The organism is Leeuwenhoekiella sp. ZYFB001 (genome assembly GCF_011784865.1).
In the GTDB taxonomy this organism is placed as follows: Bacteria; Bacteroidota; Bacteroidia; order Flavobacteriales; family Flavobacteriaceae; genus Leeuwenhoekiella; species Leeuwenhoekiella palythoae.
Map to the genome: position 1 here is coordinate 1 of NZ_CP050460.1, position 11,690 is coordinate 11,690.

General features: G+C 40.9%; 9 protein-coding genes and 1 pseudogene. 6 read left to right on the forward strand and 4 right to left on the reverse strand.

From position 1 onward, the window contains the following. Position 1: 1 nt before the first annotated feature. The 4 genes and pseudogenes from HCN54_RS17435 to HCN54_RS00020 form a co-directional block, all read left to right on the forward strand. Positions 2 to 427: pseudogene (locus HCN54_RS17435) on the forward strand (DUF885 domain-containing protein); the annotation flags it as partial. A gap of 24 nt (positions 428 to 451) precedes the next feature. Continuing rightward, on the forward strand, positions 452 to 1,459 hold the full coding sequence (locus tag HCN54_RS00010) for a 4-hydroxyproline epimerase (RefSeq protein WP_167596063.1): 1,008 nt from the start codon (positions 452 to 454) through the stop codon (positions 1,457 to 1,459). Between the two features lie 54 nt (positions 1,460 to 1,513). Further along, complete coding sequence (locus HCN54_RS00015; RefSeq protein ID WP_167596064.1) at positions 1,514 to 3,790, forward strand: S9 family peptidase; 2,277 nt, start codon at positions 1,514 to 1,516, stop codon at positions 3,788 to 3,790. 2 nt (positions 3,791 to 3,792) lie between these two features. After that, positions 3,793 to 5,043: an NAD(P)/FAD-dependent oxidoreductase gene (locus HCN54_RS00020; RefSeq protein WP_167596065.1), complete on the forward strand. Its 1,251-nt coding sequence runs from the start codon at positions 3,793 to 3,795 to the stop codon at positions 5,041 to 5,043. 89 nt (positions 5,044 to 5,132) lie between these two features. On the opposite strand, the gene HCN54_RS00025 is transcribed toward HCN54_RS00020, so the two are convergent. From HCN54_RS00025 to HCN54_RS00040, 4 genes are all read right to left on the reverse strand, one after another. Next, complete coding sequence (locus HCN54_RS00025; RefSeq protein ID WP_167596066.1) at positions 5,133 to 6,233, reverse strand: DUF4407 domain-containing protein; 1,101 nt, start codon at positions 6,231 to 6,233, stop codon at positions 5,133 to 5,135. 160 nt (positions 6,234 to 6,393) lie between these two features. Continuing rightward, positions 6,394 to 8,229: a M56 family metallopeptidase gene (locus HCN54_RS00030; protein WP_167596067.1), complete on the reverse strand. Its 1,836-nt coding sequence runs from the start codon at positions 8,227 to 8,229 to the stop codon at positions 6,394 to 6,396. Further along, the gene (locus HCN54_RS00035) at positions 8,229 to 8,597 is read right to left on the reverse strand and encodes a BlaI/MecI/CopY family transcriptional regulator (protein WP_167596068.1); all 369 of its coding nucleotides are present in this window, start codon (positions 8,595 to 8,597) and stop codon (positions 8,229 to 8,231) included. Before HCN54_RS00035 ends, HCN54_RS00030 begins: the two co-directional genes overlap by 1 nt. 185 nt (positions 8,598 to 8,782) lie before the next feature. Continuing rightward, positions 8,783 to 10,027, reverse strand: coding sequence for a DoxX family protein (locus HCN54_RS00040; protein WP_167596069.1), 1,245 nt, complete (start codon positions 10,025 to 10,027; stop codon positions 8,783 to 8,785). Between the two features lie 133 nt (positions 10,028 to 10,160). Here HCN54_RS00040 and HCN54_RS00045 point away from each other — a divergent pair, with 133 nt between their 5' ends. Together HCN54_RS00045 and HCN54_RS00050 are read left to right on the forward strand one after the other, a co-directional pair. Further along, positions 10,161 to 10,742, forward strand: coding sequence for a PhnA domain-containing protein (locus HCN54_RS00045; protein ID WP_167596070.1), 582 nt, complete (start codon positions 10,161 to 10,163; stop codon positions 10,740 to 10,742). Between the two features lie 89 nt (positions 10,743 to 10,831). Beyond that, a complete protein-coding gene (locus HCN54_RS00050; protein WP_167596071.1) occupies positions 10,832 to 11,605 on the forward strand; it encodes a DUF1206 domain-containing protein in 774 nt (257 codons plus the stop codon). The last annotated feature ends 85 nt before the right edge of the window (positions 11,606 to 11,690 follow it).

The following is an 11,690-nucleotide window of genomic DNA, read 5'->3' on the forward strand; positions in this document are numbered from 1 at the left end:
GGGCTTATACGCTGAATATCTCGCTGATGAGATGGGGATTTATCGCACGCCTTATGAGAAATTTGGGCAGCTTACTTACGAGATGTGGCGGGCTTGCCTCTTGGTGGTAGACACGGGGATTCACGCTATGGGTTGGTCGCGCCAAGAGGTGGTAGATTATATGTCGCAAAATACCGCGCTTTCGATCCACGAGATCAATACGGAGACTGATCGTTATATCGGTTGGCCGGGGCAGGCGTTGAGTTATAAAATAGGCGAACTCAAAATACGCGAGCTACGCGAAAAAGCAAAAAACGAATTGGGAGAAGACTTTGATATACGTGCTTTTCACGAAGTGATTTTGGGTGAAGGTACGGTGACTTTACCCATTTTAGAAGAACAGGTTAATGCGTACATAAGCAAAGCAAAAGAAGCATTAGCAAAATAGAACATATAATACGTGAATTAAAGAATGGCTGTACACACTTTTGAATGTATAGATGCGCACACTTGTGGTAACCCTGTGCGTGTGGTAAAAACGGGTGGTCCTGCGTTAGCGGGTAAAACCATGAGCGAAAAACGCCAGCATTTTCTGAAAGAATATGACTGGATTCGCACCGGATTAATGTTTGAGCCGCGTGGTCACGATATGATGAGCGGGAGTATTTTGTTTCCGCCGCACGACCCGGAAAATGACTTTGCGATTCTGTTTATTGAAACCAGTGGCTGCCTTCCTATGTGCGGGCACGGCACCATAGGAACCATTACCATCGCCATTGAAGAAGGTCTTGTCATCCCTAAAACTCCCGGTAAAATCAGAATGGAAGCTCCTGCCGGATTGGTAGAGATTGAATATCAACAAACCGGTAAAAAGGTAGATTGGGTAAAACTGACCAATGTGAAAAGTTATCTGGCTGCGCGTGATTTGACGATAGATTGTGATGAGCTGGGCACCTTAAAATTTGATGTTTCTTACGGTGGGAACTATTATGCGATTGTAGATCCACAGGAGAATTTTAGTGGTGTACACGATTATAATGCTTCTAAGATCATTAGCCTGAGCAAGATTTTACGGGAAAAGATTAATGCAAAATACAAAGATCATTTTGTGCATCCTGAAAATGAAACCATACGCGACGTAAGCCACATGTTATGGACGGGTAATCCCCTAGATGCTACGTCATCAGGTCGCAATGCAGTTTTTTATGGAGATAAAGCCATCGATCGTTCGCCTTGCGGAACGGGAACTTCAGCGCGTATCGCACAATTGCATGCCAAAGGAATTATTCAGCCGCATACCGATTTTATTCACGAGAGTTTTATAGGTTCAAAATTTACAGGTCGGGTAGAAGAAGTCACCCGAGTAGGGGATTTTGAAGCAGTGATCCCGAGTATAAAAGGTTGGGCAAGAGTTTATGGTCACAATACGATGACTATTGATACTGAAGACCCTTACGCATTCGGTTTTCAAGTGTTGTAAGGGTACTAAATCAGAATATTAAATCTTATGGCGTTGCCAACAAATATGTAGCTTATGAAGTTTGTAAAATTCAGTTTATTCTTTGTTGTTGGGCTGTTGTTCAGCAGTTTTTCTGGTGTTGCGCAAGAGCAAATGACTTTAGCAGATTATGAGCAAGCAACTAGCTATACTTATGGTAATCTATGGAATAAACGAGTTTTTAATTTAAGCACTACCGTTCACGAATTTGAAGATCATTCGGGGATTTGGTTTGTGAACTATACCGAAGCAGGTAAGGAATATAAAACGCTTTCTTTCAAAGATTCAGAAGTTAAACCGCTTTTTGATCAATCAAAATTAGCAGAAGCTTTAAGTGAAATCTTAAATAAGAAACAGGATGCAGCTCAGCTTTCGGTTTCAAAAATTGAAAAGACAAATACTGGCCGAAGCTTTGATTTTGAAAATACACGCTTCACCTGGGATGGAACATCTTTAGAGGAAAGTAAAGAAAAAACTTCTAAAAATTCTCGTGATTGGCGCAATCAAATGGAGTCCACTTCGCCAGATGAAAAGTGGATCGCCTTTACCCGAGATCATAATTTATTTATTCGTGATGCTCAAACAGATGAGGAAATTCAGTTAACAACCGATGGTCAAAAAGGTTATGATTATGCGAGTAGTATTGGCTGGTTTGACATCATAGAAGGCGAAGGAACCGAGCGTCCCAAACACTTTGGCGTGCAATGGTCGCCAGACTCTAAGTATTTAGTGACACAAGTGGTAGACACGCGCAATGCAGAAAAAATGTATCTGCTGGATTACAGCATAGACAGTTTATACAAACCCAAATTATTAAGTTACTACCGCGGTTCTCCGGGAGACACGACGATGGTGACGTATAAACCGGTATTTTTTGATGTAGAAAGCCAAAAACAACTGGCAATCGATCTTCCTAAAAAAGTACACGTCAATGGGATTTGGTTGAAATTTCAAGATAAGGAGCCGCATAAAATGATCGCTTCCTATCGTTCACGCGGTTACAAAGAGCAGTTTTTAAAAGTGGTTGATCTTGATGAAGAAACCGTGCAGCCGCTTTATGAGGAATCTACCCAAACCAGTATTGATAATTTCAACTATCGCGAGATCGAAGGCTGGGATGATCTGGTGGTCCTTTCTGAACGTAGTGGATGGAAGCAGTTGTATTTAGTCAATAAAAATAGCGGGGAAATCACGCCGTTGACTAATGGTGAGTTTGTAGTAAACGACATTGTACACATCGATGAAAAGGACAAAGTGATTTACTGCTCCGCTTCGGGTGTTGATGCAACGATGAATCCGTACCATCAGAAATTGTATCGGGTTTCTCTAAAAGGAAAAATAAACGAACTAACCCCTGAAAATGCAAATCACGAGATCACATTTTTTGAGGATGCTGATTATTTTGTAGACGCGATCTCAGAGGTAGATCAACCTACAAAAACGGTATTGCGCAGCAAAAAGAATGGAAAGATCACGGCGACCCTAACTACAGCCAATACAGCACAAATTGAAGCGGAAGGCTGGCAGATGCCCGAAGTATTTACACTAACCGGTAAAGATGACAAAACACCTATTTATGGCGCCTTTTGGAAGCCGGTAAACTTCGACAGTTCAAAAAAATATCCGGTTATCGATGCGACTTATACCGGCCCACATACACAGCGTTTCCCCAAAAGTTTCAGTCAGGCGTTGAGCAATCAGGCGATGGCCAATTTAGGATTTATCGTGGTGGCTATTGATGGTCTGGGAACTGCCGGAAGGTCTAAAGCTTTTCGGGATGTTTCTTATATGAATATGGGAGATAACCTGCGCGATCACGTGAACGCGATTAAGTATTTGGGTGAAAAGTACGCCTATGTAGATGCTGAGCGTGTGGGGATTTTTGGGCATTCTGCAGGTGGTTTTGATGCGGCGCATGCGGTATTGGCTTTTCCTGATTTTTATAAAGTGGCAGTGGCGAGTAGCGGGGATCACGATTTTAGAATGGAAAAAGCCTGGTGGCCGGAGATGTATATGGGCTATCCTGTTGATGAGCGCTACGAGGAAGTGTCAAACATCACCATGGCGCCTAATTTAGAAGGCAAGTTATTGCTGGTTCATGGCGGGATCGACGATAACGTAAATCCTTCAGCGACGTTTAAATTGGCTGAAGCCTTGATCAAAGCCGATAAGCAATTTGATATGTTGATCATCCCGAGTCAGCGACACGGCTATACCGGGAAATACAATACTTATTTTCAGAAAAAAAGATGGAATTATTTCATCGAGAACTTACTAGACAAACAAACCCTTTGGGACTTTAATCTGGACTAATTATGAGCAAAAAATGTGTAATTATTGGAGGTGGAATTATAGGCTTATCTTCGGCTTATTATCTTCGAAAAGCGGGACACGAAGTAACGGTGATCGACCAAGGAAGTATGGATTCTGGCGCGTCGTACGTGAATGCAGGATATCTAACACCTAGCCATATTATTCCGTTAGCAGCTCCCGGTGTGATGCAACAAGGCATCAAATGGATGTTCAGCAGTAAGAGTCCATTGTATATTAAACCGCGCTTAAACGCCGATTTTCTCAAGTGGACGATGGCGTTCAACAATTCGTGTTCAGAAGAAAACGTTACTAAAGCCATTCCGGCGATTCGAGATATCAATTTGTTGTCCCGCGACTTGTATTCAGATATTAAAGAAGAAGAACATTTCAATTTTCAGCTTAAGAAAGACGGTTTGCTTATGCTGTGTAAAACCGAACATATGCTTGAGGAAGAGGCACACGTTTTGGCTTTAGCCAATAAAGAAGGTTTGCCGGCCCGTATGCTTTCAGCGGAAGAAGTTCAGCAAAAAATGCCTAATGCCAAATTAGATATCAAAGGTGCGGCGTTTTATGAATGTGATCATCATACCACTCCGGGCGAATTTATGGAAGAGTTTAAAACCCTTTTACAAGCCAAAGGGATCCAGTTTTTTAAGAACGAAAAAGTAACCGATTTTGATACATCAAGCGGTACCCTTTCTAATGTGAAAACCGCATCAGGTAAGACTTTTGTTGCTGACGAGGTTATTCTGGCTACAGGTGCCTGGACCGGCGAGTTGAATAAAAAATTAGGATTAAAAATCTTAATGCAGGCGGGTAAAGGCTACCGTATCAATTCTGAAAATGAAACCGGAATCACCTTACCGTCTATCTTGTGTGAAGCGAAAGTTGCGGTAACGCCTATGAATGGTTTTACACGTTTTGCGGGCACCATGGAAATCGCCGGAATCAATCATAATATTAATAGAGCTCGTGTTGAAGCGATCGCCGAGGCGGTGCCGCGGTATTTTAATAATGTGGTGATCTCTGAGCAGGAAAAAGACGAAGCCCAATGCGGTTTGAGACCGGTAACTCCAGATGGTTTGCCGTACATTGGCAGACCTTCAAAATGGAAAAACTTAACCATAGCAGCAGGTCACGCAATGATGGGATGGAGTTTAGGTCCGGGAACCGGGCTCTTAGTTTCAGAAATCATTGATGGTAAAAAAGCTTCTTTAGATTTAAGCGTTTACAATCCTGATCGTAAATTTTAAGTTGTGAAATTTGGGTAAAATAGAAAGCCTTCTCCAAAAGAGAAGGCTTTTTCATTAGGACTGTTAGAGTTTTTTTTTCAAGTAGTTTACTAAAGTAATTTACTCTGCCGCTTGTAAAAAGCATCTTGTTGCTTCTGCATCAGATCTCGAGCCATTTTCTTCTTGTAGTTGTAGAGTTCGTCTTCCTCAGTAAGGTCGCCGTAAACTTTATCATTAATCACGTTGTCTGCATCAATAAGGTTTTTACGCTGATTGGCTTTTTGCGTCGTCCACGATTTGAGTTCGCCTTCAGCATCTGCAAGTTTAAGATCGTATTCTCCTTTTGGAGAAATAAGCTTGGCAAAAATCGGTGTGGTTTCAATGGCTAGAAACAGTAAAAAGATGAAAAATGATGGGAGCCAAGGCAAGGTTTCTAAAGCGTCAATACGCGCCATTAAACCGTCAAAATTATCAATGATGGGCTGGGTTTCGGTTACTCGGGTTTCGTAATCAGCAGCTAGGTTGTCTTTCTCCAGTTCGAGTGCAGCGACCTTTTCAGCATTGGTTTGCTTCAACTGTTGCAGTTCTGCCAGAGCGGCATCGTGTTTTTCTCGTTTTTCCTGATAAACCGGACCTTTACCTAGTTTTCCGGTACCGGAAGTACCTTCGGCTTCGGTAATGTAAATGTCATAAAGCGCATTTACTTCCGATTCTTTGGTAGTGACTTCGCTTTTTAATTGTTCAATTTCGGTATCTAATGCAGCAACGGCCGGAGTAAATTGATCGGCGATCTGATTTTGATTGGCGAGGGTTAGATCGTTTTTCTGTTCTAACAACACACGATCAATTTCCTTCTCAAAAATTTTAAGCTCGAGCGGTTTTGAAATTACTACTGCGATAATCACAGCAAGAATCAATCGCGGCAAGGCTTGGAGAAATTCGTCTAAGAAATTATCCCGTTTTTTAATGGTGGAAACAATAAAGCGGTCCAAATTGAAAATGAGTAATCCCCAGACAAAGCCGAAACCTATCGCCATTGGGATCGAGTCAAAAACGGTATATAACGCATAGCCCGAAGCGATGAACGCCATTAGCGCAGTGAAAAATACGGTAGCGCCAATACCGGTATATTTATTTTGCTCGCCGGGAGCACAAGAATCTAGAAGCACATGGTCTGCTCCTGAGCAAAGAATAAAGAATTTTTTAAGCATGATATGATGATTGATGAGTGTTAAAAGTCGCGATTAGTAATTAAAATTCAAAGCAAATGGTGAAATGCTAAAACGTTGAAACGAAGGAAAGTATTGTGATAAAAAAAACTTACCCCTAGACGAGGTAAGTTTTTGATGCGACTGCGATGTGTTGAGCGCTTTAATTCTTGTCTTTGATGATCAATAAATGACTACCCTTGTTAGAATTGAACATTAAGTTATAAGCATCACTGTTCTCAATAAGTTCCTGAGCTTTTTCAGCCGAAATCTTTTTGTCGTTATAGTAAATGTTGTCTTTCGCTAAGCGTACCATTTCTTTAGGTGCAGGCGGTGGAGGTGGTGGTGCAGGAAGACCTTGTACGGTTACCTCTTCAAGACTAGAATTAGTTGCAGGCGGTGGTGGAGGCGCAGGAATAGAACCTGACTTTGGTGGTGCAGGTGCCGGTGGCGGCGGTGGCGGAACCAAACCTTTTGGATTGGCCTTATATAATGCAGTTGTTTCAAAAGCTTCTTGTAGTTTTTGCCAAAGATTAGCTGCAGGATTTGATGTTCTCACGTGTACGCTATAATTTTTCTTTTCGCTCAAGGTCCAGTTTTTACTCAAGGCATCAAGATCGTTTGCAAAAGTTTCAACGGTGGTTTCCTTTCCATTTAGATAAACATCAGAGCCTGTAACGGTGATGTTAAGGACTTTTTCAGTTTGAGCTAAATATGCTTTTATTGCCTCTTGCGAAGGTGGATTTTGAACTTGTTTATGGTCTTCATAATAAGACTGCGTCATTAGATTAACTTGGTAATAATGCGCGCCGTAATTTTTTGCATTTTTCTCAAGCTTGCTTATAAAATAATGACTGTACGCTTCAGCACTTTTTAAATCAGCATTTTTAATGCGTTTTCCGTCAACCCAAACACCGTATTGCGAAGCGTCTTTCCATTTATTTAGGTGAGAAGATGTAGGAGCTTTCTTTTCAAGGATGTGGTAGGTTGGATTTTTAGAAATGGCATCGAGGTCAGCTTGGGTGATGACTTTAGGCTTGTCGCTTTTGAAGAATGTGTCTGTTGATGTTGCAGAGGTTTGATCATTCTGATCTGTCACCTTTTCCGGTTCTTGCAGGTTTGCAGGCTTTGCCACAATTTCCTGATTAAAGAAATAGATGCAAAGCGCAAGAACGGGCACAAAGAGTGCGATACGGGCGGTCAGCTTTTTGACCGAACGGGTTTTTGATAACATAAGAATTCGTTTTTTAGTTAATGAATAATTGATCGGGCTACTTAACGCGGTGTGATGAGCACCTCCCGAATAGTTAAATAAAAGATTGGTATAATTAGTAAGATTATTATTTTGGTGTAAAGCAGCTTGATCAGCCAGAAATTCGTGATTGAGCGCCACACTTTTTTTGAGTAATATCAGTGCCGGATTGAACCAAAACACGACCTGAAGAAATTCGATAAGAAGAATATCCCAACTGTGTTTTTGAATCACGTGAGCTTGCTCGTGTTGTAAGACTTCGGCAGGAAGCGTGTTGTTTTTAAAGTCGGTCTTCGGTAGAAAAATATACTTTAGAAACGAATGCGGAACCACTTGTTCTAGCAGTAATACATTGATGTGTGAAGAAGCTTTGATGTGGTCGTTATGGCGCACCTTTTCGCGCAAGCGCAACAGATTACGCAAAAACCGGAAACCCAAAAGCAGCACACCTGCACCATAAACGAGTGCTAAACTAAGGAGTGGCCAATTTGTTGATTGGGCAGTTCGTGTGGTAATTGGAGCTTCTGTAAAAGCAGCCGGTTCAAAATGGGTCTCGGCGGCTACGGGTTGCGGTGCAACTTCCACTGTATAACTAAAACTGACCAAGGGTAATGCGATGGCTACAGCCAAAATTCCCAGTAAATAGAAGCGTTTAAAGTGGTGCGCAGCGGTTTGCTCTAGAGCTACTTTATAAAAGCCCCAAAAAACCAGAAGGCACAAGATAGATTTGATGAGGTAGGCTGCCATTACTTTTGAGATTTTAAGCGTTCATCAATCAGTTTTTTAAGTTCTTCTAATTCTTGCTGCGTCAAATCGGTTTCTTGTGTGAAGAATGAAGCAAACTGAGCGGCAGAGTCGTTGAAGAAATTTTTGATCATTCCATTGACTTGCTTTGAGAAATACTTGTTTTTCTTCACCAGCGGAAAATATTCTCGCGATCTCCCGTATTGCACATAATCTATAAAACCTTTGTCTTGCATTCGTTTGAGCAAGGTGGCCACAGTGGTAGTTGCTGGTTTTGGTTCGGGGTAGGCTTCTATGAGTTCCTTCATAAAGGCTTTATCCAATTTCCATAAAATTTGCATCAATTGTTCTTCGGCATTAGAAAGACTCATAGCTTCTACATTTTTAGAATATGTTCTACAAATGTAGAAATAAATTTTAATTCTACAAGTGTAGAGTAAAATATTTTATTGATTTACAGGGTTTTTACTTCTTGAAATTCGCAGAAGCTTAGGAAGTACAGGGGCTTGAATGCCAGAAAAGACTGATTTTATTTTGCCATTCTTAACGTAAGGGTTTAACGATTAAACGGATATTCATTGATCCAATGAAATCCGCGATTGGGTAACAGCATCTCATTTAGATCTTTTGCTTTCATCTGAATATCCAGAGAATCACGACCTAACTTTCCTTTTATATTTAAGCGATCATCATCTCGCGTAAAGGAGAAATTATCGTGCTGTTCATAATCATAGTTGTAGATTGATAGTTTTGATTGGCTGGTGTCAATTTCAAGATTTAGCCATTTTACTTCATTATTCATATACAGAATACTGCAGCGATTTTTATAATCAATGACAAAATACCGCCAGCGAGCATCATTTGTAATTAAGGGAGCCACCAGACTGTCATTGACTTTCATTTGCTGCACTTCCCAAATTCCGTAAAGTGGAGGTTTGGCTCGTTTATCGCCAAAACTACGTTCATTGGTATATCCCTGCCAAACCGAAACTCCTATAAACAAAATAACACTCGCGAGTTTAAGACCAGTTTTAATCTTTTGATACCGCTTATTTTTGATGGGATCATATTCAATAATACTAGAGGTGGCTTTGTTACGAAAGAACAGGTTATAAAGTCTTTTTCGGTCTGTGGCAATCAGAATAATAGCGATGGCTAAAAGATGCATAGAAAATAATTTTACCGGAATATCATAAGTGAAATTCATCACTACGACGTGACTCATCACTCCGGCGACAAGCAAAGCTCCTAATGTTGTAGTTCTTCGCCATATTAACAGTAAACCGCCTATAACTTCAAGCAATCCGGTGTATAGATTATAGGCTTCGCTAAAACCCATATACGTCCAAGCAAGTCCCATAGGTGAAAAACTGCCCAGTGGCTGTAATAACCGGATGAGGGATGGTTCTGGAAATTGAGTTTTGTAAACTTTTGCAAACCCGTAACTCAATAGCATCATCGCTAAAAAAATGCGTAATATGACCAGAAACCAGTAGAAAAGAGCATTGTAAGACGCTCGTTTTCGATCAGCTAGCGTCCATATAATTGTACCCAATAGCGTGATTAAAAAGTTTACAAATAAAAGCACATAAGCATAAGTAGAGTCGCCGCTACCTGTGGCAAAAAACTGTAATTCTTTTTCTACACCAAGGATGAGGTGACCTGCTAAACGCACTAGTGGTTCTGCAGGCTGAGACAAAAACTGTAAGAGAATGTAAGTTGTGAAATACAATAAAAGGAAGCGGACAAGTAATTTTTCAGAAGTATTCCAGTGAGGATGATATGCTCTAGCAAAATTCATAAAGTAATGATTTGATTGATGATAAGTTAATTTAAGACTTCTAGGTTAAAGACCAGTTCTCTTTTTTAGCGTTGCAAAGGGTAAAAATTTAGAAGAAACCTAACTTTACACCTCAATCAACAACAGTAGAATTATGAGCCTAGAACAAGACTTAAGAGACCGTAGTGGTAATGTATGTGAATTGAGTGGAAGCACCGAGGATCTTGATATTTATGCGGTTCCTAATTCGCCTGATCTACCCGAGGTGGAAACCCATATTTTTATTTCAGAAACCTGTCGCATGCAGCTTGAAGATAAAGCCGCAATAGACCCCAATCATTGGCGCTGTTTAAACGACAGTATGTGGAGCACGGTTCCGGCGGTACAAGTCGTAGCTTATCGTATGCTACACCAACTAAGAGCCGAAGGTTGGCCGCAAGATTTGCTAGATATGATGTATATGGAAGAAAGCGTAAAAGATTGGGCAAAAGCCGGAATTGCTGATGAAACGGAAACCAAAGGTTTGGTGCATCGCGACAGTAATGGTGTTGTTCTGGAAGCAGGCGATTCTGTGGTGTTGATTAAAGATCTTAAGGTGAAAGGCAGCAGTATGGTGGCTAAACAAGGTACCGCTGTACGCAGAATTTCTCTAGATCACGAAAATGAAAAATACATTGAAGGTAAAGTTGACGGACAGCAAATCGTCTTGGTGACAGATTATGTAAAGAAGATTTAGCACTTCGTTTAGTTTATTATAACATCGGGTTGGGAGCAGATATTGACGACAATCAATAGTTTGGCGGTAACTAACTAATTTCCAAATCGATGAATAATAAAAAAGAAAAACTTGCCCGAGCGGGGATGGTAGCAAAGGGTGCGGTGTATGCACTAATAGGTGTTTTAACTGCAATGGCCGCGTTTAATTTAGGCGGTTCTAAAAGTGGCAGTGATAATGCATTACAATTTCTTGCGGGGCAACCTTTTGGTCAGGTTTTATTGGGCGCTTTGGCGATTGGTTTATTTGGCTACGCGTTCTATCGTATTTATGAGGCGGTCAATGGTCCCGGAGCATCTTGGAGTGAAGCCAAAGGTTTTGTAAAACGCGCCGGTTTTATCGTAAGTGGAATTTTCTACGGTGCTTTAGGCTTTACAGCGACCAAAATGATTGTTTCCGGTAGTTCTGGATCTGGTGGTAATTCTGCGGTTTCCACCTTGATGTCAAAACCTTACGGAGCTTATGTAATTGGTTTTGTCGCGCTTTGTCTTTTAGGTAAAGCACTTTTTCAAATTTATAAAGCTTACTCGGGTAAATTTAGAGAAGACGTTAAAGAAAGCAGTCTTAGTCAAAAGGAGCGTAAAGCTTTAATTCGTGCCGGAAAAATCGGATTTACTTCAAGAGGAATTGTTTCCGGAATTTTAGCCTTTTTATTTTTCAAAGTAGCCTTAGGAAACGGAGCAGATGCCGGCGGAAAAGTGGCCGCTTTTGATTTTTTACAAGATAATTTTGGCGCTGCCGTGATGGGCATCGTAGCACTCGGTCTTGTTGCTTATGCCGTGTTTATGTTTATTCAGGCGAAATATGCACAGATTAGGATTTAAAATTCAAGGTTCAAAATTGAAAATTAAAAAACCCGTACATTATACGGGTTTTTTAGTTTAGAAATCTTATGTATTACAAGTTATT

Bases quoted from the DNA above. Each gene is read 5' to 3' on its own strand.
- HCN54_RS00050 (WP_167596071.1), top strand. From the start codon at position 10,832: ATGAATAATAAAAAAGAAAAACTTGCCCGAGCGGGGATGGTAGCAAAG.
- HCN54_RS00045 (WP_167596070.1), top strand. From the start codon at position 10,161: ATGAGCCTAGAACAAGACTTAAGAGACCGTAGTGGTAATGTATGTGAA.
- HCN54_RS00025 (WP_167596066.1), bottom strand. From the start codon at position 6,233: ATGCTTAAAAAATTCTTTATTCTTTGCTCAGGAGCAGACCATGTGCTT.
- HCN54_RS00015 (WP_167596064.1), top strand. From the start codon at position 1,514: ATGAAGTTTGTAAAATTCAGTTTATTCTTTGTTGTTGGGCTGTTGTTC.
- HCN54_RS00010 (WP_167596063.1), top strand. From the start codon at position 452: ATGGCTGTACACACTTTTGAATGTATAGATGCGCACACTTGTGGTAAC.
- HCN54_RS00030 (WP_167596067.1), bottom strand. From the start codon at position 8,229: ATGGCAGCCTACCTCATCAAATCTATCTTGTGCCTTCTGGTTTTTTGG.
- HCN54_RS00040 (WP_167596069.1), bottom strand. From the start codon at position 10,027: ATGAATTTTGCTAGAGCATATCATCCTCACTGGAATACTTCTGAAAAA.
- HCN54_RS00035 (WP_167596068.1), bottom strand. From the start codon at position 8,597: ATGAGTCTTTCTAATGCCGAAGAACAATTGATGCAAATTTTATGGAAA.
- HCN54_RS00020 (WP_167596065.1), top strand. From the start codon at position 3,793: ATGAGCAAAAAATGTGTAATTATTGGAGGTGGAATTATAGGCTTATCT.